The sequence below is a fragment of the Geotalea toluenoxydans JCM 15764 genome (genome assembly GCF_001311985.1).
Classification (GTDB): domain Bacteria; phylum Desulfobacterota; class Desulfuromonadia; order Geobacterales; family Geobacteraceae; genus Geotalea; species Geotalea toluenoxydans.
Window position 1 is genome coordinate 1 of record NZ_BBCJ01000005.1, and the last position, 24966, is coordinate 24966.

27 protein-coding genes and 5 pseudogenes are annotated in these 24966 nt (G+C 51.4%); 13 read left to right on the top strand and 19 right to left on the bottom strand.

Annotated features, from left to right (window positions below):
- The coding region (locus JCM15764_RS29305) for a methionine adenosyltransferase (RefSeq protein WP_279384254.1) at nt 1–419 on the bottom strand (419 nt) is incomplete at its 3' end.
- Nucleotides 350–1195, bottom strand: a complete 846-nt coding sequence (locus JCM15764_RS03920; protein WP_279384255.1) for a methionine adenosyltransferase — start codon at nt 1193–1195, stop codon at nt 350–352. The genes JCM15764_RS29305 and JCM15764_RS03920, both read right to left, overlap by 70 nt.
- Before the next feature lie 113 nt (nt 1196–1308).
- Between JCM15764_RS03920 and JCM15764_RS03925 the strand changes: the two genes are divergently transcribed.
- The 3 genes from JCM15764_RS03925 to JCM15764_RS03935 are packed head-to-tail and all read left to right on the top strand — an operon-like array spanning nt 1309 to nt 3807.
- Nucleotides 1309–2331 (top strand): agmatine deiminase family protein, encoded by a 1023-nt coding sequence (locus JCM15764_RS03925; protein ID WP_054692829.1) that lies wholly within the window; start codon nt 1309–1311, stop codon nt 2329–2331.
- A 28-nt stretch (nt 2332–2359) separates the two neighbouring features.
- Entirely contained in the window at nt 2360–3244 is an 885-nt protein-coding gene (locus tag JCM15764_RS03930) for a carbon-nitrogen hydrolase (protein ID WP_054692831.1), read from the top strand.
- Nucleotides 3245–3267: 23 nt separating this feature from the next.
- Nucleotides 3268–3807 carry a DUF2721 domain-containing protein gene (locus JCM15764_RS03935; protein ID WP_054692835.1) on the top strand — a complete coding sequence of 180 codons (540 nt, stop codon included), beginning with the start codon at nt 3268–3270 and terminating at the stop codon, nt 3805–3807.
- Here the strand turns inward: JCM15764_RS03935 and JCM15764_RS21720 are convergent.
- The 4 genes from JCM15764_RS21720 to JCM15764_RS03950 form a co-directional block, all read right to left on the bottom strand.
- Nucleotides 3791–4078 (bottom strand): 4Fe-4S dicluster domain-containing protein, encoded by a 288-nt coding sequence (locus tag JCM15764_RS21720; RefSeq protein ID WP_243688324.1) that lies wholly within the window; start codon nt 4076–4078, stop codon nt 3791–3793. The two genes, JCM15764_RS03935 and JCM15764_RS21720, sit on opposite strands and share 17 nt — an antisense overlap.
- Before the next feature lie 47 nt (nt 4079–4125).
- The gene (locus tag JCM15764_RS21725; RefSeq protein WP_243688325.1) at nt 4126–4740 is read right to left on the bottom strand and encodes an aldo/keto reductase; all 615 of its coding nucleotides are present in this window, start codon (nt 4738–4740) and stop codon (nt 4126–4128) included.
- A 23-nt stretch (nt 4741–4763) separates the two neighbouring features.
- Nucleotides 4764–4988, bottom strand: a complete 225-nt coding sequence (locus JCM15764_RS03945; protein ID WP_243688326.1) for a SlyX family protein — start codon at nt 4986–4988, stop codon at nt 4764–4766.
- A 93-nt stretch (nt 4989–5081) separates the two neighbouring features.
- Entirely contained in the window at nt 5082–6290 is a 1209-nt protein-coding gene (locus JCM15764_RS03950; RefSeq protein WP_054692838.1) for a class I SAM-dependent rRNA methyltransferase, read from the bottom strand.
- A gap of 140 nt (nt 6291–6430) precedes the next feature.
- Here JCM15764_RS03950 and JCM15764_RS03955 point away from each other — a divergent pair, with 140 nt between their 5' ends.
- From JCM15764_RS03955 to JCM15764_RS03960, 3 genes are all read left to right on the top strand, one after another.
- Nucleotides 6431–6925: a hypothetical protein gene (locus JCM15764_RS03955; RefSeq protein WP_243688327.1), complete on the top strand. Its 495-nt coding sequence runs from the start codon at nt 6431–6433 to the stop codon at nt 6923–6925.
- 237 nt (nt 6926–7162) lie between these two features.
- Nucleotides 7163–7300, top strand: a complete 138-nt coding sequence (locus JCM15764_RS21730; protein ID WP_243688328.1) for a hypothetical protein — start codon at nt 7163–7165, stop codon at nt 7298–7300.
- On the top strand, nt 7272–7514 hold the full coding sequence (locus JCM15764_RS03960; protein ID WP_243688329.1) for a c(7)-type cytochrome triheme domain-containing protein: 243 nt from the start codon (nt 7272–7274) through the stop codon (nt 7512–7514). The genes JCM15764_RS21730 and JCM15764_RS03960 overlap by 29 nt, the downstream gene beginning before the upstream one ends.
- 89 nt (nt 7515–7603) lie before the next feature.
- Here JCM15764_RS03960 and JCM15764_RS03965 read toward each other — a convergent pair.
- From JCM15764_RS03965 to JCM15764_RS04020, 13 genes and pseudogenes are all read right to left on the bottom strand, one after another.
- A pseudogene (locus tag JCM15764_RS03965) lies at nt 7604–8650 on the bottom strand (hypothetical protein).
- Nucleotides 8651–8782: 132 nt separating this feature from the next.
- Complete coding sequence (locus JCM15764_RS03970) at nt 8783–9034, bottom strand: hypothetical protein (RefSeq protein WP_012647419.1); 252 nt, start codon at nt 9032–9034, stop codon at nt 8783–8785.
- Nucleotides 9015–9137 carry a hypothetical protein gene (locus JCM15764_RS26025; protein WP_279384256.1) on the bottom strand — a complete coding sequence of 41 codons (123 nt, stop codon included), beginning with the start codon at nt 9135–9137 and terminating at the stop codon, nt 9015–9017. The genes JCM15764_RS03970 and JCM15764_RS26025 overlap by 20 nt, the downstream gene beginning before the upstream one ends.
- A gap of 20 nt (nt 9138–9157) precedes the next feature.
- Nucleotides 9158–9349, bottom strand: coding sequence for a hypothetical protein (locus tag JCM15764_RS03975; RefSeq protein WP_012647417.1), 192 nt, complete (start codon nt 9347–9349; stop codon nt 9158–9160).
- Between the two features lie 393 nt (nt 9350–9742).
- Nucleotides 9743–11124, bottom strand: a pseudogene (locus tag JCM15764_RS03980) (sigma-54-dependent transcriptional regulator).
- A 61-nt stretch (nt 11125–11185) separates the two neighbouring features.
- Nucleotides 11186–11527, bottom strand: coding sequence for an HVO_A0114 family putative DNA-binding protein (locus JCM15764_RS03985; protein ID WP_054692840.1), 342 nt, complete (start codon nt 11525–11527; stop codon nt 11186–11188).
- 1 nt (nt 11528) lies between these two features.
- Nucleotides 11529–11750 (bottom strand): toxin-antitoxin system TumE family protein, encoded by a 222-nt coding sequence (locus JCM15764_RS21735; RefSeq protein WP_369412241.1) that lies wholly within the window; start codon nt 11748–11750, stop codon nt 11529–11531.
- A gap of 333 nt (nt 11751–12083) precedes the next feature.
- Entirely contained in the window at nt 12084–14048 is a 1965-nt protein-coding gene (locus JCM15764_RS03995; RefSeq protein ID WP_054692846.1) for a cache domain-containing protein, read from the bottom strand.
- A 130-nt stretch (nt 14049–14178) separates the two neighbouring features.
- Entirely contained in the window at nt 14179–15408 is a 1230-nt protein-coding gene (locus JCM15764_RS04000) for a putative nucleotidyltransferase substrate binding domain-containing protein (RefSeq protein ID WP_243688331.1), read from the bottom strand.
- A gap of 66 nt (nt 15409–15474) precedes the next feature.
- Nucleotides 15475–17451, bottom strand: a pseudogene (locus tag JCM15764_RS04005) (solute symporter family protein).
- Between the two features lie 15 nt (nt 17452–17466).
- Nucleotides 17467–17775 carry a DUF485 domain-containing protein gene (locus tag JCM15764_RS04010; protein ID WP_012647412.1) on the bottom strand — a complete coding sequence of 103 codons (309 nt, stop codon included), beginning with the start codon at nt 17773–17775 and terminating at the stop codon, nt 17467–17469.
- Nucleotides 17776–17896: 121 nt separating this feature from the next.
- Nucleotides 17897–18660: pseudogene (locus JCM15764_RS04015) on the bottom strand (IclR family transcriptional regulator).
- Nucleotides 18661–19007: 347 nt separating this feature from the next.
- Nucleotides 19008–19439, bottom strand: a complete 432-nt coding sequence (locus JCM15764_RS04020; protein ID WP_054692849.1) for a YbjQ family protein — start codon at nt 19437–19439, stop codon at nt 19008–19010.
- Between the two features lie 134 nt (nt 19440–19573).
- On the opposite strand from JCM15764_RS04020, the gene JCM15764_RS04025 reads away from it, so the two are divergent.
- The 7 genes and pseudogenes from JCM15764_RS04025 (at nt 19574) to JCM15764_RS04050 (ending at nt 24835) form a co-directional block, all read left to right on the top strand.
- Nucleotides 19574–20317, top strand: a complete 744-nt coding sequence (locus tag JCM15764_RS04025; RefSeq protein WP_054692852.1) for a YebC/PmpR family DNA-binding transcriptional regulator — start codon at nt 19574–19576, stop codon at nt 20315–20317.
- A gap of 49 nt (nt 20318–20366) precedes the next feature.
- Nucleotides 20367–20887 (top strand): annotated as a pseudogene (gene ruvC / locus JCM15764_RS04030) (crossover junction endodeoxyribonuclease RuvC).
- Nucleotides 20884–21483, top strand: a complete 600-nt coding sequence (gene ruvA / locus JCM15764_RS04035) for a Holliday junction branch migration protein RuvA (RefSeq protein ID WP_054692855.1) — start codon at nt 20884–20886, stop codon at nt 21481–21483. The pseudogene ruvC and the gene ruvA overlap by 4 nt, the downstream one beginning before the upstream one ends.
- A 238-nt stretch (nt 21484–21721) precedes the next feature.
- Nucleotides 21722–22024, top strand: coding sequence for a hypothetical protein (locus tag JCM15764_RS21740; RefSeq protein WP_243688332.1), 303 nt, complete (start codon nt 21722–21724; stop codon nt 22022–22024).
- On the top strand, nt 21978–22544 hold the full coding sequence (locus JCM15764_RS04040; protein ID WP_243688333.1) for a DUF2971 domain-containing protein: 567 nt from the start codon (nt 21978–21980) through the stop codon (nt 22542–22544). The genes JCM15764_RS21740 and JCM15764_RS04040 overlap by 47 nt, the downstream gene beginning before the upstream one ends.
- A gap of 345 nt (nt 22545–22889) precedes the next feature.
- Nucleotides 22890–24158, top strand: a complete 1269-nt coding sequence (locus JCM15764_RS04045; protein WP_054692861.1) for an AAA family ATPase — start codon at nt 22890–22892, stop codon at nt 24156–24158.
- Nucleotides 24158–24835, top strand: coding sequence for an RloB family protein (locus tag JCM15764_RS04050; RefSeq protein ID WP_054692865.1), 678 nt, complete (start codon nt 24158–24160; stop codon nt 24833–24835). The genes JCM15764_RS04045 and JCM15764_RS04050 overlap by 1 nt, the downstream gene beginning before the upstream one ends.
- Nucleotides 24836–24966: the final 131 nt, after the last annotated feature.

Sequence of the window (24966 nt, forward strand, 5' to 3'; positions counted from 1 at the left end):
CAGACAGGAATTTCGCCACGGGCCAGAGTCAGGCAAAAATTACCCATCTGGCCCAGATTGCGATGAATAATTTCTTCGATACTATTCCGGAGATCCACTGTCAGGCCATCTTCCACCAATAAGCGGACTGAGACCATCTGCGGCTGATCGATGGGGGTACCGATCCTGTTCAGGAGCAGGACATATACCTCCTGAAACCTGTCGGTGCTTTGGTAAATTTCCCGGGCAAGATGGTGTGCCAGGAAATTGTAAATCTTGCCCACATGGCTCACCGGGTTCTTACCGGCTGCAGCCTCAGTTCCCATGGGCCTGTTCATGGAAATCAGGCCATTGACCCTGTTGCCACGGCCTACTTGGCCCGAATCTGCATCTTCGGCAGATGTACCAAGCAGACTGAGATAAATGCCGTCAAGCCCCACGCCGGCACATCCAGGCAGTTGTATGCAATATCGGTTTTGAAACTATGTTTGCCAGTTGCGATAAATTCCTGCATTGCCTTTACTATCGAGGCTTTTCTTGCGAAATATTCTTGCTCGGACCCTATGAACCGAGCCAGCAGCGGCATGGCAACAGTCAATTCAAGGGAGTCGTCCTGCCTGAGCCCCATGATTTTCACATCTTCGCCGGTGTCGGGAAAATCGCCCTTGAAGCCGGTAGAATTAAGGTAATGTTCCAGATCGAGCACCAATTGTTCCGTAGCGCTCAGTGGATAATAGCCGACGGCAGCGGAGGTATCGTTGGAAACCCGGGTCTGACCGGGCCGGGCAAAGATGCCGGTCAGCTCTTCGGAACCGGGAGCCAGTACAACCCTGTAATGCAGATCATGATCGGGATCGACGAAGCGCAGATTGTCCATAAACCATCTTTTTGCTGCAGACACTGCTATTTCGCCAACCGCCACCTCCTCCCCGAAGGCTCTGAATGTGGCGCGGTCGCCAATAATCATTTCCATCGGCTGCAGAATTCTGCCGCCGCCGAAATGCTTCTCCACCCTGCCTGCAGCGAGAAGGCTCTTGTCGATATTATGATGAAGGATGGCGCCGAACCGGCGCAGGTATTCCTGGGATAAAGCGACGGAAATGGCGTCCATGACCGCATCGCAGATGTAATCAGGGTGTCCGATCCCCTTTCGCTCGACTATTTCCACCCGTTGGGCAGCAACAGCCTCACCTTTGGCAGCTTCAATCCGAATCATGTTTAAATTATACCCGTTTAATTCGTGGGAAAAAGAGACCCCTTGGCAATTGCATTTTCAGCTTCTTTTCCATATACTTCCCTTTTTTATAGTTCCGATCAGGGATGGCAACAATGGCAAGATTACCCGCAGAATGGGAAGAACAGGATGGGGTGCTGGTGGCATGGCCCCACGAAGACAGCGACTGGCGGCCGTGGCTCGGGGCGGTGGAACCGGTTTTCGTGGAAATTGCCAGGCAGATCAGCCGCCAGGAAAGGGTGGTGGTCGTTGCTCCCGAGACCTCACCTGTTGCAGAAAAGCTCCAGGATGCCGGTGCAGTGATGGAAAGGATCTTTTTCAGGCAGCTGCCGACCAATGATACCTGGTCGAGGGATTTCGGCCCCATTACGGTCCGGGAGGATAAAAAAACACTCCTGCTGGACTTCGGTTTCAACGGCTGGGGATTGAAATTTGCCGCCGACAGGGACAACCAGGTGAGCCGCCGACTCCATGACGGGCGGATTTTCGGCTCTATACCGCTGAAAACCGTCGGTCTGATCCTGGAAGGTGGAAGCATTGAGAGTGATGGCAGAGGCACCATACTTACCACCGCCGAATGCCTGTTGAATGCCAACCGTAATCCGCACCTCGGCAAAACGGACATTGAAACGGCCCTGGCCGAGCTCCTGGGTGCAGAGCACTTCCTCTGGCTGGAAAACGGCTTTTTGACAGGAGATGATACGGACAGCCACATCGATACCCTGGCCAGGCTCTGCCCGGACGACACCATTGCCTATGTCAGGTGCGACGACCCTCAGGACGAGCATTACCAAGCGCTAAAAGCCATGGAGGAGGAACTTGTCCGTTTCAGAACCAGGGAAGGGCGTCCTTACAGGCTGGTGCCGCTTCCCTGGCCGGAGGCCAAATATGATGAAGATGGGGGGCGTCTGCCGGCCACCTACGCCAACTTTCTCATCATCAATAACGCGGTGCTGGTCCCCACATATCAGGATAACAGTGATCGGGCAGCCCTGGCAGCCATAGCTGAGGCTTTCCCCAGGCATGAGGTAATCGGCATCGATTGCCTGCCGCTGATCCTCCAGCATGGCTCACTGCATTGCGTCACCATGCAGTTGCCTAAGGGAACGCTTATATAAATATTGATGCAGATAAAAGAGGTAACACATGAAAAACATCGTCATCGGCCTGGTTCAGCAGAGCTGCAGTGCCGACAGGAAAGAAACCATTTCCAAAACCATGGCCGGAATCAGAGCGGCTGCCGCGAAGGGAGCACAACTTGTCGTCCTGCAGGAGCTGCACTGCGGCCCCTATTTTTGTCAGACGGAGGATACCGCCTGCTTCGATCTGGCAGAGTCCATTCCCGGCCCCTCCACCGAGGAATTCGGCGCCATTGCCAGGGAGTTGGGGGTGGTGATCGTCACCTCCCTTTTTGAGCGGCGCGCGCCCGGACTCTACCACAACACGGCGGTGGTGCTGGAAAAGGACGGTTCCATCGCCGGGAAATACCGAAAAATGCACATCCCCGACGACCCCGCCTTTTACGAAAAATTCTATTTTACCCCCGGTGACCTGGGCTTCGAGCCGATACAGACTTCGGCAGGCAAGCTGGGGGTGCTGGTCTGCTGGGACCAGTGGTATCCGGAAGCGGCCAGACTGATGGCCCTGGCCGGGGCAGAGCTGCTCATCTACCCCACCGCCATCGGCTGGGACCCCAACGATTCAGATGGGGAAAAACAACGGCAGTTGGACGCCTGGATCACCATCCAGCGCAGCCATGCCGTAGCCAACGGTATTCCCGTGGTGAGCGTCAATCGGGTCGGTTTCGAAGCAGATCCGAGCAAGGTGGGAGCAGGGATTGAGTTCTGGGGCAACAGCTTCGTTGCCGGTCCCCAGGGAGAATTCCTGGCTCAAGGGAAAAATGAAGGGGAAGAGGTGCTGGTGGTGAAGATCGATGACGACCGCAGCGAGAACGTCCGCCGTATCTGGCCGTTCTTGCGCGACCGACGCATTGATGCCTACGGTGATCTTTTGAAAAGATACCGGGATTAAGAGCCGGGATAAAGGATAAATCTATGGCCATACACGAGAAGGAACTGCTGGAAGCCCTTTCCAGCAGCCGCATCCTTGCTTCCATGATCACCCCGGCGGTATTGATCTCCGCCTGCGGCACCCTGATCTTTTCCACCTCTGGTCGACTGGGACGGCTCTTCGACCGGGTAAATTCCATGAAGAGCGAGGTGGAAGGGATACTGGTGGGGAAGTTCACCCTGCATGAAGAGCGGCTGACTCATATCCGTCAGCAACTGGCCAGGCAGCGGGTGCGCTCCATCCTCATTCAGCGGTCACTGGCAGCCCTCTATACCGCCACCGCCCTTTTCATCGCCTCAAGCCTGGCCATCGCCTTAAATGTGGCATTCGGCAGCCCGGAAACCAGCTGGATTCCCACAGCAATAGCCCTTCTCGGCGGGCTGTTTCTTTTTGCCGCCAGTGCGCTGCTCCTCTACGAGAGCAGGTATAACCTGACCTTCATCAACAGCCACATCGACTTCATTGGTTTCCTTGAAAGCAATTGCCGCAAAGGGGACGGCACCGAGCCTAAACCACGCGAATGATAAATTCCGGACAGGAAGCGGCGCAGTAGCCGCAGAGGATGCAGGTTTCCTCATCCACCCGGGCCTTTCCATCAACTACGGACAATGCTCCACTGGCACAGGCATCGAGGCAATTCTCGCATCCTTTGCAGAAATTGCCCATAATCCTGAGGCTGCGCCGCCTGCTTTCCAACCCTTTCCACGTTTCCTCGTCGGCAACATCGTCGTGAAAGAGTGCAAGATTCGCATCTATCTCCCCCTCGGACAGCATGCCGATTGCCACGCCATCCACACCCGCCACATTCAAAACATAGCGAATTGCCTGCCGAGCCTGGGGAATCAGATTGCCCCCAGCCAGGCCTTCATGGCGTAAATTCCCTTGCCGGCCGCTTTACAGGCCCGAATGGCCGCCGCCATTTCTTTGGCGCTGCCGTCGATAATCCCCATGCCGTTCATGTTGATCAGGGGGTGAATGACCTCGATCTCCGGATGGTCGGCAGCCTTGCGAATGGCGGAAATATAGTGGGAGGAGAGCCCCACATGGGCAATCTTCCCCTCTTCCTTCATCTTCAGCAGCTCTTCCAGCACCTCTTTTCTTTCGGTAAAGGGATCGGCAATCTTAGCCCCATGGAGATGGACCACGTCGAAACGGTCCAGCCCCAGTTCGCGCAAGCCCCGCTCCACATGGACCCGTGCAAGGGCGCCGTCGGGTGCATGGGTCTTGCTGACGATATGGACCTTGCCTTTAAAACCATCCAGGGCCGCCTTGATATGGGAGTAGCTCTGATACAGCTCAGCCGTATCCAGCATGTTTATGCCCCGCTCAAGGCCATGACGGATCAGCCGACCTCCTTCTTCCGGGCTCAACCCAGCCTGTAGCGGCCCGAGCGGCAAGGTACCGAAGACGAGTGGATTTATGGTGAGTCCTGTGTTGCCCAGTGTTGTCTGTTTCACTGTTATTCCTCCTGAGATGAGACTCAATAATGGGGAGGCGGCTCCTCTTCAGACGGCAGCCTGTTGAGAGAGGGATCCAGGGCTTGCAGCTGTTCCTTGATGGTCTGCACCTCCGAGCGCAAAAGGTCGATCATCCGCTGCTGCTCCATGACCACGTCATTGAGTTCCTGGATGGTATTTTCCTGATGCATCATATGAATTTCCAGATCCGTCAATCGTGATTCAGTCATTTTTACCTCACTATTCACCGTTCCTCCTAACTACTAATTGCTAACTCTTCACCCGTCACCCGTCACCCGTCACGCGTAACGCGTCACCAATCACCAATCACCAATCACCAATCACCAATCACCGCCTTTAACCGCAATAACATACTTCAAATACCGTCCCTCGGCAAAGGTAACCGGATAGGGAAAATCCGGCGGCTGGCCGAAGAGTCCTGTGATTCTCAGTTGGCATTTGGCCTGAAGTGCCCCGCGGCGCAGCTCCTTCAGATAATCCGCCACATCCACCTTCTGGTGGTTGGAGGAAGTGATCAGGAGACCGCCATCTGCAAGGAGCGGCAGAGCCGCTGCAACCAGATCCGACGTGCCGCCGCGGGTGGTGAAGCGGCTTTTGGCCGTGGTGGAAAAGGATGGTGGGTCCATGATGATGATATCATAGCTTTTCCCCTGCCGTTGCATATCCTGCAAAACATCGAAACAGTCACCGACGACGAATTCATGGCGCCGGGGATTGAGACGGTTGGCGCCGAAATTGGCTTTCCCCCACTCCAGGTAACTTGCCGAGGCATCGACACTGGTGACGAGACTGGCTCCGGCAGCGGCAGCAGCAACGGAAAACGCAGCCGTATAGGCAAAAAGGTTAAGCACCCTCTTCCCCCTGGCCCGCCCCATAAGATCGCGGCGGTTCTGCCGCTGATCGATGAAAAGGCCGGTATTTAAACCCAGTTCAAGGTTGACGAGGAAGTTCAGGCCATTTTCCTGCACCTGCACGGGTTGGCTTGCCGCCGTGCCGCAGAGCAGGCGGCCATATATTTTATTGTCGCTGGAGGCTTCAAGCTCCCTGGTCTTTTGCGGCCGGTCTTTCTCATAAATCCCCTTTGGCGAAAGGAGCTCCTGCAATCCCAGGGTAATCAGCTTCAGGTGCGGTCGCCAGCCGCTGCAATAGAGTTGCACCATCAGATAATCGCCATACCGGTCGACAGTCAGCCCGGGCAGTCCGTCCCCTTCTCCATTGACCAACCTGTAGGCATTTGAATCGGAGAGGTCGGCATGGTTATTTCTGAGTTGTACGGCTGCGCGTAGCCTTTTCCCAAGCCATTCCCTGTCCAGCCGCATCCGTTTGTGGGACAACACCCGCGCCACAATACGGTCAGTTGGGTCGAGCAAGGCCATGGCCAGAAAATGGCCGTTGTCGTCAACAAGTTCAATCAGCTCACCCGTTTTGCCGTCCGGCCATCTGCGGGTATAGGAGTCGGCGATGATCCATGGGTGGCCCAGCGCCAGCATGCGCGCCGTCTCGGGTCCAACCTTGCATTGTTCCTGCATTGATTAGCCTCGTTATAAAAACTCGGATTTTTAAAAGCAGGAATTCTACCTGATATCCAGCCTCAACCAAGCGAAAAATACTTCAAAAAGAGCCTTCCTTCTGCTACCTTGCTTTGCACCAAAACATGGAGAAACGAATCATGACCGACATGCCACAATCAAGCGGCGAACGCCACATCGAAAAGATCATGGAGCAACTGGATCCCGAATCCGAGCGTTATCAGGTGCTGGACACCGCAAAAAAATTCAAATCTTCATGGGTGGAATTGGGGGACAAACTGCTGCAGGTGAGTTCCCGTGGTCACTTCCGGGAATGGGGTTACCAGAGCTTCGAGGATTATTGTGTCCAGGAGATCCGCATCAAGAAAGGAACTGCTGAAAAGCTCACCCTCGCCTACCGCTACATGGAAAAGCAGGAACCGGAGCTCTTGACCCAGCGCAATCCATTGAAGCCTTTGCCTGACTTTCGTTCTGTGGACCTGCTGCGCCAGGCCAAGGAAGAAAAGGGCTTCAGTGACGATGAGTATGCCCAATTGCGCAAAAGCATCGTCGAAGAGGAGCGGAGTCATCCGACAGTCTCAAGCGCTTCAAGGAGGTGGCAGCCGGCCATGACACCGAGGAGCCGGATCCCCTGATCCCGGTCAAGTCCAGCCTTTCTGCAGCAAGGCGTCTAGATACTGCACTGGTTGGCGTGCCAGAGGTACCGGCTGAATTCAGAGACAATGTGGTCAACCTCATACTGTACCTGGAGGAAACACTACAATCCCTTGATATATCAGCCAGTTCCCGGATGGAGGCCGATTCTTGACATTGATTCATCCAATGGCATAGTTAATTCAGACTAATATTATTATGTCAAAGGAGGAGCCAAGATGAAAGCAAACGCCCTGCTGGCAACCGCCATTATTGCCCTCTCTTTCACCGGTACAGCCTATGCCGTGGGAGAGGACAAGGTAGTAGAGTTTACCGGGAGCGAAAGGGGTGGTGGTCTTCAACGGACAGGCCCATAAAAACGCCGGCATCACCTGTGGCGATTGCCATAATCCCGCCGTGTTCCCTGAAATGAAGAAAGGTGGCGTAAAAATAGTCATGAGCGATCTCTACGCCGGCAAATACTGCGGCAAATGCCACGACGGCAAGAAGGCCTTCAAGATCGCCGACAACTGCGTGCGTTGCCATCGCGACCAGAAGAAATCAGATGGCTCGAAGGAAAAAACCGAGTAACGGTCCCCCCTAACAGTTGCAGAAAACAAGAAACGGCAGCGAAGAAGTTCGCTGCCGTTTTTTTGTAACCATTCTATCATCGACTGATCTTAGTGTTTCTCCACCGCTGCTGACTTCGCCGGACCATTCATACGGATCGCTGTAGCAAATTCCATCCAGAATATGAGATAAATGGAGACCATCAGGGAAAGGCCGATGTTGGCATTTTCGGCGCCGAGCGCTTGGTGAGGATCGGTGAAGCGAAGCCGGCTCCGAGGGTGCCGGTGGCCCTTTCCAGGAGGTAGAAGACCGGAAGTGTCAATAAGGTACCTACACCATAATGGCAATGCCGCGACCGCGCTTCATCCAGTATTTGGGAGAGAAGCCGTACATGCGCATGAAGATGACCACCCAGATGATCCATACGGAATAATCGACAGCAGCGTCAGGCAGGGCAAGCTTGTTTTTGACCAGCACCACCTCAAGGATGGTAACGGCGGCCAACAGGGTGAACATCCAGGAAAACTTCTCATTTGCCTGAGTCTGCCAATTGCGGCTGTCAGGGGCGGCAGATTCCTGGGCGTTGTGGTTATGTGTGCCGAGGGCCGAGAAGAGAATGGCAAACCAGATGCCGGCATTGTGAAAAAGGAGTGAAGCATGATTGCCGGCAACGTTGGCGATGCGGGCCATCGGGTCGCGGGCAAAGTCAGCGGCAATCCTCATCAGGAACAGGTTTACCAGGATGGAGCAGACGGTGATGGCCGCCAGGGTGAAGATCCTCCTCGGCAGAAGGTAGGGGTCGACCGATCGGGAAATCCAAGGATAAAGGCGAACCAGATCAGGTACATGATGAGAGGAATGCCGAAGCAGATGCCGTAAACGGAGTTACCGGCAAAATCGCCGCTCTGGGCATAGATGACGTATTTTTCTTTAACGTTAGGATCAGTGTTTGCGGCCTTGACAATGTCTTTCGGCATTTTCTTCACATGGGGAAGCAGCCCCATGCCATACCAGCCATGGTCCCCCTGGGTTGTATCAACGACCCAGTACTGATCACCCATCATTTCGTCGAGGCCCTGGAAAATGCGCATGGAAAACGCCGCACAAAGCGTCACCACGACCAGAAGCAGAATTATATTCGTTAATTTCATCGGCATGATATGTATACCTCCAAAGGTTAGTGAGTTTCCGTCAGGGAAATACCCCCCTCAATCCCCCCTATTCCATAGGGGGGAAGCGAACCCAGGTGAGCAGGGGGTGATAGCTTTTACCCTAAGTGGGCGTTTCCCTTATTCTTTGTGGGTGGTCCAGAACATCGACACCGCATTCGCGGCAAACAGCCCATAAAGCCACATGGTATTCCAGGCCGGACCTGACCAATGGCTGCCACGACCGCCACCCACTACGCCGGAGGCAATGATAATGCCGAAAAGAGCGGTAAAGGAAACCATTGCCACTGCCCTGAGAATTGCACTGTTACGCCAGGTGTGCCGCTCCAGGTCCTCAATCCTTGCCAACAGTTCAAGCTCTTTTTCGCTCATCTTTTTTCTCCTTTATAAGTGAAATAAGTACAAAAGCTCCTGCCAGAGTCATTGCTGCAGGCACATAAAAAGCATTGAGATGCAGGCTAAGATTGTAAAGCATGGTGTTGCCTCCTTGGTAAATCAGCATTTGGCTGGTTCGAAACTTTCCTTGGGCAGTCGGTCAGACAGTTCCTGGTATTTCAGACACTCTTTGTACCGACAACTGCAATACTTTATGATCTGGTTGACGTCATGCGGCGATATGTAACCGCACCCCACATCGCAAAAGTCGTCGTTTTTTCCGTAGAAGGGACAAACTGTCTCAACCTTCATTGGGACCTCATATGTGTAAGCCTGAAGGCTTTGCTGGTAGCTGTACAGGATGACATCGGATCAGCCTCCCAACATCACCGATATCATCCCCTACAATGAAAGGAGCAACTGTAAACAATATAAGCAACCACCGTACCAAAGGGAAAACTAATAATAAATACGTTACTTAACAGACACTTAGGCAGAAATATCAGAAAAATGGAGGGGCGCCCTTTTGCAGATGTGCAAGGCAGGTTAACAGGTTCCAGGTGATAGCATGAACCATAAAAGCATGGGATTATTATGAGGTTACGTTGATGGAGTGGACATACAAGATGCTTTTTGCAGAAATGCGAAGCTGATATTGTTTTTTGCAAATCTGCAAATGCAGGGAGAGATGAATTCTTCAGTCAATCAGCTGTAGTCTTCTTTCTTGATGTTGTACTTCTTGATCTTGCGGTAGATGGTAGCCATGTTCATGCCGGCCTCGCGGGCCGCGGCCTCAATGTTGCCGCAGTTCTTGCGCAGCAGTCCCTTCAGATAATCGGTTTCGAAGCGGGAAAGAGCCCTGTTGTATTCTCCCTCATCCAGCGAGGTCTGGCCATTTTCATGGGTGGAAGGAAGCTCTATGAACTGGGAGATGATAGGCAGTCCGATGTATTCGTCGGTCTCCATGGCAAGACATGCTCGATCACATTTTTCAACTGGCGGATATTGCCTAACCAGTCATATGAAAGAACTGCCTCCATCGCCTCAGGGGAAAGGCCCTTGATAGAGGTATCGAACTTCTTGTTCTGCAGGGCAATGAAATGGGTTGCCAGCAGGGGGATATCCGCTTTCCTTTCCCGCAGGGGGGGAAGGTGAATATTTACCACATTAAGCCGATAGTAGAGGTCCTCACGGAACCCTCCGTTTTTAACTGCCTGCTTCAGATCAGAGTTTGTGGCAGAGAGTATGCGGACATCCACCTTGGTCGGGGTTGTATCGCCAATCCGATGAAATTCCTGTTCCTGGAGGAATCTGAGCAGGGTTTTCTGCACGTTCATGGGCAGGTTCCCCACCTCGTCAAGGAAAAGGGTTCCGCCGTCTGCCGCCTCCAAAAGCCCCTGTCGGTTCTCCTTGGCCCCGGTGAAAGCACCCTTTTTGTAGCCGAAAAGTTCACTTTCCAGCAGTGATTCCGGCAGGGCGCCACAGTTGATGGCCATGAACTTGTTTTCCTTGCGCAGTGAATTGTAGTGGATGGCCTGGGCGATCAATTCCTTCCCGGTTCCGGACTCGCCGGTGATCAAAACCGAGGTGTCCCTGATGGCGATTTTCTCCACCCTTTCCAGCACTGCTTTAAGCGAGTCGGAAGCGCCGATGATATTGTCGAAGCGGAATTTTCCCACCAGTTCTTCCCGCAATTCCCGGTTTTCCACGATCAACTGGTTATGTTTCAGGGCGTTTTTCACCCGATACAGGAGTTCCTCCGGTTCGAAGGGTTTGGTCAGCATGTCATAGGCACCACGGCGTAGAGCCTGAATGGACATTTCCACCGTGGCATATGCTGTCACCATGATTACCGGAATGGCAGGGTCCTTCACCTTCAGTCTTTGCAGTACTTCCAGTCCATCCATGACCGGCATCTTTATATCCGTAACCACCAGGTCCCATTGTCCCGCCTCGAACTCCTCCACCGCCTCAAAGGATCTCAGGTACGATTTGGTCCTATAGCCGTTATCAAGCAGGACCGCCTCCATCATGCGACAGAGACCCTCCTCGTTGTCGATCACCATAATGCGTTTTTTATCGGACACTGCTCCAACCTCAAGAATAGTGAATCGTATTTTAATATGCCAACTTGTTAATCCAAACAGCTCACGCAGCTTGCAGCATAAAATCCACATGCACAGCATCATAGGGAAAAACGATCAATCCTTCTTCGTTTTTTTGCAGCAAACCGGCATTGAGCAGTGCATGGACATCGCCATGCACCCCTTTCACATCCCGGTGCAAGCGCCGGGCTGCCTCGCGAATCGTCATCGGGCCGGCTCCCGTCATGACCTTCAATAACTCCCATCGTTTACCGGAAATTACCTTGAACAAGAGTTCCGGCGACTCAAAGCTGATAAAGTTGCCTTGTGCCTCCCCCCCGAATGCACGCAGAACCCTGTCAGTGATTTTATCGCGGGAACGGACTTCCAATGTTACGCTATTCATATCAGGGCCTCCAATTGTCCACGTCGTGCCAGAAATCATCTAGAAGAATTTGTGGAGTAGTAAATTGGTATGGAATTTCATTCTCGTCTCTGTGCACATGATCACCTTTGCCACCCTCGTTATCATAGCGAAGGACGCAGGCACCTTGCACAACGAAAGCAAGCCGATACTTGTAATCGTGATTGCTGCCGGAAAGAGGCATCGGCAAACACCAGACCACCATTCTACGAATGAGGTCTCTGAGAGTGCATGGCGCTCATGGATCATCAGTTTGGCATTCATGTTGGAGAGAATAACAACAACTAGCTGTGTTGTCAATTGCTACAACAGTAATTTTCTTCTTCCTGGGACAGCAGTTGTTTTCAAACAAACGGAGAACGGAAACCAAATTTCCTAGGAGTCTGTCGGACTTAGGGATCGAAGCGAGAGAATGGAAAATCGAGGACGGATATTTGTAAATTTGAGAGCGAATAGTGGACCTATTTGTCGAAAATTTACGGAGATCCGGACCGATTTGCCATTTTCGCAGCCGATTCATTCTAAGTCCGACAGACTCCTAGAATTCTTCCCGCTCAACGGGAAGTTTTACCACGACCGTCGTGCCTCGCCCCTGTTCACTCTCTATGGTGATCTCCCCCTGATGCTGCTCGATGATCTGCTTGGTAATGGCCAGGCCCAAGCCCGTTCCTTTAGTCTTGGTGGTGAAAAACGGCTCGAAGATCTTCTCCAGGTTTTCAGGGGAGATACCTGCACCATTGTCGGCAAAAGTCAGAAAGATGAAGCTGTTCTCAAGCCTGCTGCCGACAATGAGACGACCACCGCTCTGCATGGCAGCACCGGAATTGAGAATCAGGTTTATGGCCACCTGGCGAAGCTGATCCCCGTCCGCCATGATGGTGGGCAACTCACCAGCGAATTCCTTTACCACGGAAACGTGGTGCATGTCCGTGTGATTGGCGGCAAAATCGACGATCTGATCAAGCAGAGTATTGATATCGGTATTTTCCAGAGTCGGTTTCGGGGTCCGGGCATAACTGAGCAGGTCCTGGACGATCTTCTTGCAGCGTTTGCTTTCCCGCTTGATCTCATGGACAAACCGGTAATTGGGGTCATCCGGTGACAGCTTTCCTTCCAGGTATCCGGCATAGCCCAGTATCACCCCGAGGGGGTTATTGATCTCATGGGCCACCCCTGAAGAAAGAACCCCCAGCGAGGCCATCTTTCCCTGCTGGGCCAGATTGGCCGCCATCTCCTTGTTGCGGTTGATGATCCTGGTCATGTGGTTGAAGGCCTTGGCTAGTTCGCCCAGCTCGTCGTTGGCATCCACAGCCATTCGCTCATTGAAGCGCCCCTGCTTTACCTTGCGGATGACCTCGATCATGTGGTTGATGGGATCGGTAAGCACTTTGGAAGCAAGAAAGACCAGCGCCGCGGCAATGATGCAGACAAGGATGGTGAGAACGATCATGCTTTCAAAGATGCGCCGATTGATATCCTTGGCTTCCTGATAAAATTCATCTTCGTAGGAGCCGACCGCCACAACCCAGTCCCATGGCTGGAAATACTCATAGCGTACGATTTTCATCCGCGGCACGCTGTCCCCTGCATTTTTCCACGGATAGCGGATCCAACCGGTCTTGTTGACACACATCTCCCGGATAAACTCATTCCCGTCTGAATCTTTGGCATCGAGGAAATTCCTCCCCTCGCCGCCGGGATGTACGGTAAAGTCACCCTTGCTGTCCATGCAGAAGATATAGCCGGTCTTACCCACCTGCTTAGCTTTTATCTTTGCTTTCAACTCGGCAAAAGCACGCTTTTCAAAATTGACATCCCCGTAGGTCTCTTCCAGATAACCGCCTGCAGCAATAATCCAGTCCCACTCCTTGAAGTACCGGTAAGCAACGACCTTTTTCCGCGGCGCCTTGTCCCCGAGAATGGCGTTTCGCCAGGGATAGACAATGAAAAGAACTTCTCCCGACCTGGATTTGAGCGCCCGCCGGCACATCTCGCGGATGAAATATCTGCCGTTTTCGTCCTTCTCGTTATAGACGTTGTCGCCTTCACGGGCAATGTGGACCTGCAGATCACCCTTACTGGACATGGCATAAATATAGCCGGTCTCCCCCACGTTGACCTTTTTCAGAGCCTTTCGGGCCTCAAGCATGGCGGTCGCCGGATCGATGTGGCCGCTCTTCATCTGCCGATGTTCGGCTTCCACCATATTGTAGGCCAGGTTTGTCAGTGTCGCCAGTTCAAGGTTGAAACTGCGCTCCTTGTCCTGCTTGTAGACCTGAAATTGCTGATGGTGAGACTTGAGAAGATCAATGGTGAAGCTGGCCATGTGCTCCAAATCAGCCTTACTGGTCTGGGTTATGCCCAGATAGGCCTGCTGAGTGGAAATATAGCCGATCACTCCGCCAACGAGGAAGATGGGAATGACAACCAGCGGCAGAACCACTACCAATAGCTTCCAGCGGAGCCGCAGGTTATTCATGAATTTGAAAAGGTATCTATGCATGAGGGTCCAAATCTACGGGGATTCAGGGCATATTATGTATACAGGAAAAAAAAATCCAGCCATTTGTCATAACCGGCATCAAACGGGGATCAAACCGATGGCAATTGAATCTTGCGGGAAATCTACCGGACTACATGATGGAGAAATTCACATGGATAGTCTTCTGAAGTTCCTCGATGCGCAGCAGGGCGTGCCGGATACGCTCACGCTCCTCCGTCGGCAGCTGATAAGGGTTCAGATGGTAAGAGTCCTTTTCGATTCCCTTTATCACCTTGATCTGGAGCAGAATCCGATGTCTGGTAAGAATATGGTAGGCGTCTTTCAAGCCGACGGCCATGGTATGCGAAAGGCTCTTTTCCTTTTCAAGAAATTCTATCCGCTGTAGGGTGTTGGTTGCAGGAATAGCCTGATTAATGGCTAGGATGCGCACATTCATGACCAGCGGCGCCCAGGCGAGCAGCTTGAGGTTGAATTCTCCCTTATGATCTCCCGATCCTTCTGTCCAGAGCCTCTTCAGGAAGCCCAAAGCAAGTTTCATTTCGGTGGCGGCCTTGGCCATCCCCCATAAAACCTGAAAATAATCCTGCTGGAAGGCACGAATGGTGGAAACCAGCTGGTCTGCCAGCTCTCGCTCGCCGGCCACATAGCGGGCGTCGGAAAGGACGATCAAGTCCATGAGATTTTTAGCGTAGTCTGCAAACTCATAGCGGACGATGGCGAGAAGACGTCTTTTCCATTGGGCAAGGGAACCTCTCCAGGTCTGGTTGGTGGGCATGATATCGCCGGTGCATTTCTTGAAGCCCACCTGGGCAAGTTTCTCCACCAGAATTTCCGAGAATTCCCTGAAATAGTTGTCGGCGACCTCACCGCCACCGTCTTCATAAACGATAAGGTAATCCTGGTCGGTTATCAGCGTCTGCTCTTCCCGGCCATCACTTCCCATGCTTATCAGGGCAAATGATAATGGTGGAGCTCCCTTACCCGATCGCTCCATCTCCTGGCTGACCAATTCCAGGACCCGCCCCGCCAGAAGATCCCTGTAGTCTGTGCAGTTCCTGTGCAGCGCCGGTACCGAAAGGGTCTTGAGAAACCTCTCCAGCTCAAGCTCGTTCAAAGAGTCATGGATTTCCGTGAGGACTGCAAAGTCTGTTTCAACTGAAGCCCGTTGCCGTAGTTCGATCTCACGAGTTGAAAAAGTATTTATTCTGTCTATTTCGCCACTGACGTTTTCTGACAAAAAACGAAGAAAACGCAAGGATTCTTCCCTTTCCAGTAAGGGAAGAAAACGCAACACCTTCTCCATGGCGGTATTGATGACCGCTTCAGGGGACTCTTCTGTCATGACGTTCTGTGAGGGCATGTTAGATCCATAAAAATGGGGAAGGCCGAAGCCTCCCCCAATCCTATCACATGTAAAAGCGTTTGATTAGTGATCTATGGCCTTGGCCATGCCAATGCCGGTATTCTGGCGGACGTAGATCTCGTCGAACATCTCTTCCGAACGGCGGCTGGGGAAGGCAAGAGCGCCCAGAATAGCAGCCATGAAGCCAAGGGGAATGGAGATGATGCCCGGGTTTTTCAGGGTGAAGAGAGGTTTTTCCAGACCCATCATTGATTTGCCGCCACGATTCTTGACTTCAACATCCTTTTTCTCCGCGATGGTCTTCAAGGTTTTATCCATCGCCTCCGGAGCTACCTTGCCAGCGGCAATTTCCTTCTCCAGCAAGGTGTAGGCCTTCTTGGCATCATCAGCCACCTTGTTCGGGTAGGTCATGTTGGGAGAAACCATAACCAGGCCGATGGAAGCAATGGTGCCCACAAGCAGTCCGGAAATGACACCCGCGGTGTTGAACTTCCTCCAGAAGAGCGAAAGGACAACAACAGGCAGGTTACCCGATGAAGCAACTGCAAAGGCAAGTGCAACAAGATGGGCGACGTTTTGTTTTTCTGCCGCGATACCGATAACGATACCCATGCGCCGACAACCAGAGAGGTTATCCTGGCTGCCATGACCTGCTCATGCTGGTCGGCATGCCCGTCTTTGATCACGTTAACATAGATGTCATGGGCAATGGCTGCGGAAGCTGCCAGAACCAGACCGGAGACAACCGCCAGGATGGTGGCGAAGGCAACAGCACAGAGGAAGGCCAGCAGCAGGTCGCCGACAAACGGAGAGATATCACCCCCCATGGCCTTGGCCAACATCATGGCAGCCATGTTGCCGCCTTTGTCAACCTTCTGGATCCCCTGCGGACTGAGGTGGATCGCAGCACCGAATCCGAGCAGCGTAGTAAGAATGTAGAAGGAACCAATGATCCACATGGCAACGATAACCGATTTACGAGCTGCCTGGCAGTCGGTACGGTGAAAAAGCGCATCAGGATGTGCGGCATACCGGCAGTACCGAGGACCAGTGCCATACCGAGGGAGATCTGGTCGAGCGGGTTGGTGAGGAACAGGCCCGGCTCCAGGAAGCGCTGGCCGGCATCCGCCGTGGCAGTGCCGGCATCGAGCTCTTTCAGATAGATCGGCAGCAGTTTCACATGATCCGCAATATTGGGATTAGTTGCAATATCATTAAAGAACTGAATCGGGTTCATATTCGATTTGATCATTACCAGCAATGAAAGAATTGCAGCACCGGTCATAAGCAGGCCGGCTTGATGATCTGTACCCAGGTGGTGGCGGTCATGCCGCCGAAAACAACATAGCCGACCATCAGAATACCGACGCCGATGATGGCAAATTTGTAATTGATTCCGAGAAGAAGCTGCATCAGTTTGCCGGCACCTACCATTTGCGCGGTGAGATAAAAGGTGGAGACCGCAACAACGGAGATAGCAGCCACAGCACGGACAGGTTTGGGCTCGGTGCGGAAGGAAAGGATATCGCCCAGTGTATACTTGCCTGCGTTACGGCATGGTTCGGCGACGATCAGAAGGACCGTAATGTACGCCACCAGCCAGCCAACCGAGTACATGAACCCGTCATAGCCATACAGGGAGATCATGCCGGATATACCCAGAAAGGAAGCGGCCGACATGTAATCACCGGCAATAGCCCAACCGTTCTGTGTGCCGGTGATGCCGCCGCCGGCGGTATAGAAATCTGCAGCAGACTTGGTCCGCTTTGCAGACCAGACGACTACGCACATGGTAGCACCGATGATGATCAGGAAGATCGGGATGGTGACCTTCGGGTTCGCCTTGAGCTTGCCGTCACTGGCAGGCTTGGCGGCAGGTGCGGGAACTGCCTGCATAGCTGCAGGAGCAGTAGAAGCTGCCGGAGTGGCTGTCTGGGCGGCCGGTGCAGCGACTGCCCCGGCAGGAGCTTTCTGCTCCTCTGCGAAAGCCATTGAGCCTACGGAAAGGGCTAACGCTAATCCTACGAGTAGTTTTTTCATCTATGTCGTCCCCCTTTACTTGAGCTCATCGACCAGTTCACGGGTGAGCCGGTCGAAGTCCTTATTGGCAACATGCGCATAATACATGGCAATTCCCCAGGAAACAAAGAACTGGGAAAGAGCGAACAAGTAACCAAAGTTGATGTTGCTGATGATCTTGATCTTGAAAAGACCAGGTGTGTACGCTGCGCCGATGGGGAGGAGGAAATAAAACACCGACGAGAATATCCACCAGCCAAAAAGAAACGTTGTCTTTTTGTGGTGGAGTTCGACGAATTTTGGGTTTTTGGCTATAGCCCCCCAATCATACTGTTTTTCTGCCATGGTAGTTACTCCTTTCATTAGTAATTTAACCATTTGGAGGAAGCGACTCCGCTTCAAACAACATTAAAACTTGATGCAGCCCCCCTTTCGTTGATTTGTTAATCAATGATGCACATTAAGTTCACATTTTGGCATAACCAAATTTCATGGAAAGCATTTCAGCCCCTTCACACAATGAAGGAATAATTTCATTTTCCACTCGCCCTGCCACCATTCGGAAGGAGGGACCAAGCAGGGCAATGGCGCCGACCACCTTCCCGGCATAATCCTTACTGCCACGGCAACACTGACAATTCCCTCGCCAAGCCCCCCTATATCCACAGCAACGCCCTTCTCGCGGATCAGCTCAAGCTCTGCTTCCAGTCCGGACTGGTTCGGTATCTCCTTGCGCCGGTGATGAAAATATTTTTCCAACACATCCTTTGATTCCATTGCTTTGATTGCCTTACCCGCGGCATTGGTAAAAAATGGAAATCTCTTGCCGACAAAAGATTCGGCCTTGATCTGCTGGTCGCAGTCAACCATATCGAGAAAAAGCACTTCGCTTCCACGCAGGACAGTCATATACACCGCCTCATCGTGCTTCCTCGCCAGGGACTCCATGACCGGATGGGCATGTTTGATCAGGCTGATGTTGCGCAAGAACCGCTGGGCCAGTTCCACCGTGGTAACGCCAAGATGATAATTACCGCTCCATTCATCTTTTTCGACCAGGCCCCGCCCTTCCAAGGTTGCCAGGAGGCGGAAGGTTTTGTTTCTGCTGATGCCTAGCTTACCCGCCAGATACGGCAGAGTTCCGTCATGAATTTCATCAGCCAGGGCCTCAAGTATATCAAGTGCATTTTCAACACTCTGAACTGCATATGAACTTTTTTCGCGGTCCATAGTTGCCCCGTTTACGCAGGTTTAAATGAATGTTTTAAACTTTGGAAAACAGCTTTTGTTATTTTTTTAGCACAATGTTTTATTACAGTCAAGACTATTTTCTCCTAATCATCACCAAACAAGAAATAAATGACGCTATAACAAATAGTTACATTTTTCAACGCCAATTCGATTAAACACGATAACCATCACCCATGTGATTAAAACGAAGGTTGATAAATAATCAAAATGTGCCTGGATCGCAAGCTGTATTTGCGTCAACCCAGAACAGGCAACGGCTTATGGAGATATAAAACGATGGGAATGAAAAAAAGACGGGAACAGAAAGGAGATGGGGATAGGTCGGTTCAGCGGAATCGAATTGCAGTTCCGCGGGCATCCACAGTGGCCATGGGAAACAACAGATAGGAAGAGGCTTCAAGCTTGACCTCCGAGAAAATGACAGCGTCGGCGCCAATCTTTGCCGCCTCCTCTCTCAGCGCTTCATATGCCCAGCCATAATCTTCGGTTTTAAGATCATAGGACGTACCGAAGCGCTGACGGCTCACCTGAACAACCGCCAGCTTGGTAAAGGGGCGAACCACCTCATCCTGTGCCAAAAGTGGAGGAAGGTCCATTTCAGCCTTGAATATGGCACAGCCACTGATAAAAAGCACCAGCAACAGGACACAGGCAAGGTAACGCCGAGCGACCCACCATTGCCTTGAAGCGTCACCCAGACGTCTACCCTGACCGCATCCACCCTTGCTGCCCATTTCTTCGAATCGTTGTTGCGACATGGCTATACCCTCCAAATTTTAAACAATACGGCTAATTTTACCCGTATTTTCTCTCTTTACAACCCTATTTTCTCCATGTTAGTATTCCACGTTTTTTTTGAAGCGGATAATAACCACGAAAGGAATTGCACCACATGTCAGGACATAATAAGTGGAGTACCATCAAACACAAAAAAGGCGCTGCCGATGCGAAGCGCGGCAAGATATTCACCAAACTGATCAAGGAGATTACCGTCGCCGCAAAGCTGGGTGGTGGCGATCCTGACGGCAATCCGCGACTCCGTACCGCCATCGACAAAGCCAAGGGTGAAAACATGCCCAAGGATAACATAGAACGCGCCATCAAAAAGGGAACCGGCGGCATGGACGGTGTCGTCTACGAAGAAACCACCTACGAGGGATACGGCCCCGGCGGAGCTGCCGTTCTGGTTGAGGTGATGACCGACAACCGCAACCGCACCGTTTCCGACGTGCGCAGCATTTTTACCAAGTGCAACGGCAACATGGGGGAAGCGGGTTGTGTCGCCTGGATGTTCGACAAAAAAGGGCTGATCGTTTATCCCAAATCTGTCGACTTTGATAAGCTTTTCGAGGCGGCCATCGAAGCGGGAGCCGAAGATGTCAGCGAGGAAGACGAGCAGATCGAGGTAACAACCGATCCGTCAAATTTCATGGAAGTGAGGGATGCCCTTGAGAAGGCCGGATTCAAGCCGGACTCCGCCGAAGTGACCATGATCCCGCAGACCATGGTCAAGCTGGAAGGGAAACAGGCCGAGAACATGCTCAAACTCATGGATCGGATGGAAGATAATGACGACGTCCAGAACGTCTATTCAAACTTCGACATCTCGGAAGAAGAGATGGATAAAATGATGTAACCAAGGGCGGGTTAAACCCCGCCTTTTTTGTTTGTGTACAAAAGGAACCATGAGAATACTCGGCATAGATCCAGGCTCGCGCATCACCGGCTACGGCGTTGTCACCAAGGAGGGAAACCGCCTGATTCATGTGGACAATGGCGCCATCTTCACCGACAGTGCCAAAGACTTCCCATCCCGTCTGAAACGCATCTACGGCAGCCTGAGCGAAATCATCGAAACTTATCAGCTGATGCCGTGGCCGTGGAAAACATCTTCTTCTCCAACAATGTCCAGAGTGCCCTCAAGCTCGGCCAGGCCCGCGGCGCCGCCATCGTTGCCGGCGTCAATGCCGGTCTCGATGTCTTCGAATACACCGCCCTGCAGGTAAAACAGGCGGTGGTCGGCAACGGCAAGGCTGCCAAGCAGCAGGTGCAGCAGATGATCAAGGTACTGCTCAACCTGCCGGAGATCGCCCAGGAAGATGCCTCCGACGCCCTCGCCGTGGCCATCTGCCATGCCCATTCCGTCACTATCAAACGCCTCACCAGCACCGTCCCAAGCCATAGCATCCCAAGAGGTCGCCGATGATAGCCCTACTCACAGGAAAACTAGCCCATAAATCGCCGGACTTCATTATCCTCGACGTCAACGGTGTCGGTTACCGGGTGCAGATCCCCTTTTCCACCTACTATGCCCTGCCGGAAACCGGCGGTGCAGTCGCCCTCCACATCTACACCAACGTCAAGGAAGACGCCATCAATCTCTATGGCTTTCGGACCATGGAGGAAAAGGAGATGTTCCAGTTGCTCATTTCCATCTCTGGTATCGGTCCGAAGCTGGGCAACGGTATTCTCTCCAATATCGGCGCCGAAGAACTCTGCCAGGCGCTGGTTCAGGGTGACCTGGCCAGGCTTGCCTCCATTCCCGGCATCGGCAAGAAAACCGCCGAGCGGCTGGTTCTGGAATTGCGGGAAAAGGTCAAGAAACTTGGAACCTTCCCCACCGCCCCGGCAACAGCCAAAGCCGGTGCCGGTCGGGACATGCACGATGACGTGCTCTCCGCCCTCGTCAATCTTGGTTACAAGGAATCGCTGGTGCAGAAAGTGCTCGGTGAAATCGACATTACGGCCGATTCCTCGGTGGAAACCATTCTCAAGCTGGCCCTGAAGAAGCTGATGCGCTAGATGCAGCCCCATAGGCGGCAGCATCACAGGTGCCCATACTCATTTTTCTCCTCAAGTAGAGAAGACGAAAAGTTTCTATTATTGAAACTGTTAACGTCGCATAAGCAAGAAAAAAGTTTATAAATGTATAAGCTTTTGTGGTTTCTATATGTAGAAACCGGGTTCTAACCTGTCAATTACTAGTTGAACATCACGGGAAAAGTATCCTCTCGCCTCAGTTCGTATATTGGAGTAGCTCGTGCTATACAAATACCTAATAGTGGATAGGGTTTCTGTCCTTGAGGACTTAGAAGTGCGCTTTTCACAGCCGCGAGCGCTCAATGACCCGTTTGAGGCATCACCTCTTATAGATGCAACTTTAGACCAGGCGGATTTTATAAAAAAAATTGAATTGGATGCAGAAGAATTATGGTCAACTACTGCCGATAAAGAAAAAACCCCTGGGAATTATCAGCTGCTACAAGCTCAATTACACGCAGCAAAACTTGATATATATGAAAAAAATGTCTCCAGCAAATATTGGTTTCGAGCTTATGGATAGAGTAAATAAATGTCTAGGTATACTGTCATTATCTAGAACCTTTACCAACCTCCTCATGTGGTCTCATTATGCTAACAATCACACCGGCTTTGTGATCGGTTTTGATGATTCCCATGAGTTTTTCTACCAAGAAACCTACCAAGGACTGAGTTCTCGACCCAATAATGTCAACTACACCTCTCAGCGAAGCATGACCTGTGTTGGCGATCACGATTATTACGAAAAGCTTTTGTGTGAAAAATCAATCGATTGGGCTTATGAAGAGGAGGTCAGAATTTTTCGACTTTTTACTGACGAAACGAAAATCGCTGGTGTGGATCCCGCGGGACATCCTGTATTCCTCGTCAATCTTCCAAAGGATGCGCTCAAGAGCATCTACTTAGGTGCCCATACTGACGAAAGTCTTAGGCGAAAGATTTTTGCTGCAATAAATAAAAACGGACTCAAAGTCGAACTTTATGATATGCGGATGTCTAAACTGCGCTATGAACTGGAGTGGCTTTCGGTCGTACAGGACTGACTGGCGTACCTGAAATCTTAGGGGCGCGGTCGAAGATAAAAGCGAAGATAAAAGGGGTCGGCTCCCATATTCAATCTTTATACGACCCTGAATTTAATGTTTAGTAGATAATTGAGAGTTGCCCCTATCCTTTCCACTCTTGAATCTAGGCCCTACAGGGGTAACACTGGCGGTTCGCGGGGTGAATGGATCGTTCAGGACAAACCGGAGCTAATCTGGTATGTAAAGGAACCGGTTCAAAAACTAGATAAGAACGACACCAAAATGCCTCCCTAAATTAATATTTGTTTTTTGCATAAAATATGTAATATTTGGCTATAGATTCCACGTGAAAGGAAATAAGCCATGCTAATCGAATTTAGCGTTACCAATTTCAAATCTATCCAGACAACGCAAACTCTCAGTATGACGGCCAGTTCCGCTTCCGAGCTGAGAGATACAAACAGCTTCATTACAAATCAACAGGGAATGCCGCGCCTGCTTCGTTCCGCCGCTATCTACGGACCAAATGCATCCGGAAAAACTAATCTATTAGAATCAATAGATTTCATGGAAAGTTTTGTAATTCAATCTTCCAAGGAAGGACAGGAGGGGGAACCCATCGACGTCAAGCCATTTCTGTTTAATACTGGTAGTCGCAGTGAACCTAGTGAATTTGAGGTGCTGTTTCTGCAAGAAGGGATTCGGTACCAATATGGATTTGCCGTAAATCGTACACGTGTCGTCCATGAGTGGTTGATTGCCTATCCTGAAGGACGCCCCCAGCGTTGGTTCGAAAGAGAATTTGACACGTCTGCTGATAAAGAAAATTGGTATTTTGGTAGTAAGTTTAAAGGCCACAAAACCGTTTTACAGGAAACTACTCGTAGCAATGCCCTGTTTCTGTCCACAGCCGTACAATTAAATAACGAGCAGTTGAAGCCGATTTACAACTGGTTCCATCAGAAGCTGCATACCATCGGTGTAGGTGGTCTTTCACCAGCATATTCAGCCTCATTGTGCAAAACGGAAGCAGGCAGAAAAAGAATTCTTGAACTGCTAAACGCAGCAGATCTGAGTATTAAGGATCTCAAGGTAGAGACAAAGAAGTTTGACTCAACCGACCTGCCATCAGATATGCCGGACACAGTTAAGGATATTATCCAAAAAGAGTTGGATGGTAAGGAAATTGCCGAGATCAAATTTATGCACACGGTGGCAGGAACCGAGGAGTTGGTTGCTCTTGACCCTGACGATGAATCCGTCGGGACAAAAAAGCTGTTTACCCTTGCGGGCCCTTGGCTCGATGTGCTCGACAATGGCCATGTGCTGTTTGTAGACGAACTCAACAACAGCATGCACCCTCTAATGGTACGCTTTCTCATCAGCCTCATTAACAATCCGCAGATTAACCGGAAAAATGCACAACTGATTTTCTCAACCCACGACACATCAGTGCTCGATAATGATCTGTTCCGCCGTGACCAGATCTGGTTTACAGAAAAGGATGCTACCAATGCAACAAGACTTTATCCCTTGTCAGACTTCACCCCTCGAAAAGGCGAAGCTTTGGAAAAAGGCTATTTGAAAGGGCGTTACGGGGCTTTACCATATATCGGCGAAATGAGGTTCTGATGGGCTCGGATGATCTTTTCCATAAACGTAAACAACGAGTTGCGGCGTCTCTGAAACGGAAGAAAGCAAGGAAAGCGCCGTATGATCGGGTTCTCATTGTATGCGAGGGGGCAAAAACAGAGCCAAACTACCTCAGGGAGATTCGGGATACTTACCGGCTCAGCACCGCCAATATAGACATCTGCGGTAAAGAGTGTGGCTCAGATCCGCTTAGCGTTGTTAATTATGCCATCAAAAAATTTCGTGAAGATCCAGATTATGACCGGGTTTATTGCGTATTGGATCGGGATAAGCATTCCACATTCGATGCGGCCTTAGATAAGCTACGACAGACGAAACTGGGCAAAGAGGTTCTTTTTGTTGCCATAACTTCAGTTCCCTGTTTCGAGTTCTGGCTGTTGCTTCATTTCGGCTATACTACTCGACAATTCTGTGCTCCAGGTAACGCCTCAAACTGCGAGCTGGTTATATCTGCGTTGAATAAAAGTGGAAGAATTCCCGGATATAAAAAGGGTGCCAGCAATATCTTCTACTTAACAAAAGCAATGCTTCCTGATGCAATTAAACATGCTCGGCAATTGCAGCAACACAATCAGACAACAGGCGAAACCCATCCTGCCACCAACATGCATGAGCTTATCGAATATCTAATCAATTTGAATACCGGTCAAGGCTGATTCCAAACACTCGGGTGCTGCTGTTTCCGCTGGCGTTCCATAGCAGCCCCTCACGCCGTTCACAATAAAGAAGATGAAGAGGAAACTGAAATAATCAGTTCATCTGCGAAACCTTGTCGTCAGAGGCAAGG

Coding starts and splice junctions, on each gene's coding strand:
- JCM15764_RS03920 (WP_279384255.1), bottom strand. CDS start 1,195: ATGATTCGGATTGAAGCTGCCAAAGGTGAGGCTGTTGCTGCCCAACGG.
- JCM15764_RS03925 (WP_054692829.1), top strand. CDS start 1,309: ATGGCAAGATTACCCGCAGAATGGGAAGAACAGGATGGGGTGCTGGTG.
- JCM15764_RS03930 (WP_054692831.1), top strand. CDS start 2,360: ATGAAAAACATCGTCATCGGCCTGGTTCAGCAGAGCTGCAGTGCCGAC.
- JCM15764_RS03935 (WP_054692835.1), top strand. CDS start 3,268: ATGGCCATACACGAGAAGGAACTGCTGGAAGCCCTTTCCAGCAGCCGC.
- JCM15764_RS03950 (WP_054692838.1), bottom strand. CDS start 6,290: ATGCAGGAACAATGCAAGGTTGGACCCGAGACGGCGCGCATGCTGGCG.
- JCM15764_RS03955 (WP_243688327.1), top strand. CDS start 6,431: ATGACCGACATGCCACAATCAAGCGGCGAACGCCACATCGAAAAGATC.
- JCM15764_RS21730 (WP_243688328.1), top strand. CDS start 7,163: ATGAAAGCAAACGCCCTGCTGGCAACCGCCATTATTGCCCTCTCTTTC.
- JCM15764_RS03970 (WP_012647419.1), bottom strand. CDS start 9,034: ATGAGCGAAAAAGAGCTTGAACTGTTGGCAAGGATTGAGGACCTGGAG.
- JCM15764_RS26025 (WP_279384256.1), bottom strand. CDS start 9,137: ATGCTTTACAATCTTAGCCTGCATCTCAATGCTTTTTATGTGCCTGCA.
- JCM15764_RS03975 (WP_012647417.1), bottom strand. CDS start 9,349: ATGAAGGTTGAGACAGTTTGTCCCTTCTACGGAAAAAACGACGACTTT.
- JCM15764_RS03985 (WP_054692840.1), bottom strand. CDS start 11,527: ATGAATAGCGTAACATTGGAAGTCCGTTCCCGCGATAAAATCACTGAC.
- JCM15764_RS21735 (WP_369412241.1), bottom strand. CDS start 11,750: ATGGTGGTCTGGTGTTTGCCGATGCCTCTTTCCGGCAGCAATCACGAT.
- JCM15764_RS03995 (WP_054692846.1), bottom strand. CDS start 14,048: ATGCATAGATACCTTTTCAAATTCATGAATAACCTGCGGCTCCGCTGG.
- JCM15764_RS04000 (WP_243688331.1), bottom strand. CDS start 15,408: ATGCCCTCACAGAACGTCATGACAGAAGAGTCCCCTGAAGCGGTCATC.
- JCM15764_RS04010 (WP_012647412.1), bottom strand. CDS start 17,775: ATGGCAGAAAAACAGTATGATTGGGGGGCTATAGCCAAAAACCCAAAA.
- JCM15764_RS04020 (WP_054692849.1), bottom strand. CDS start 19,439: ATGTCGCAACAACGATTCGAAGAAATGGGCAGCAAGGGTGGATGCGGT.
- JCM15764_RS04025 (WP_054692852.1), top strand. CDS start 19,574: ATGTCAGGACATAATAAGTGGAGTACCATCAAACACAAAAAAGGCGCT.
- ruvA (WP_054692855.1), top strand. CDS start 20,884: ATGATAGCCCTACTCACAGGAAAACTAGCCCATAAATCGCCGGACTTC.
- JCM15764_RS04040 (WP_243688333.1), top strand. CDS start 21,978: ATGAAAAAAATGTCTCCAGCAAATATTGGTTTCGAGCTTATGGATAGA.
- JCM15764_RS04045 (WP_054692861.1), top strand. CDS start 22,890: ATGCTAATCGAATTTAGCGTTACCAATTTCAAATCTATCCAGACAACG.
- JCM15764_RS04050 (WP_054692865.1), top strand. CDS start 24,158: ATGGGCTCGGATGATCTTTTCCATAAACGTAAACAACGAGTTGCGGCG.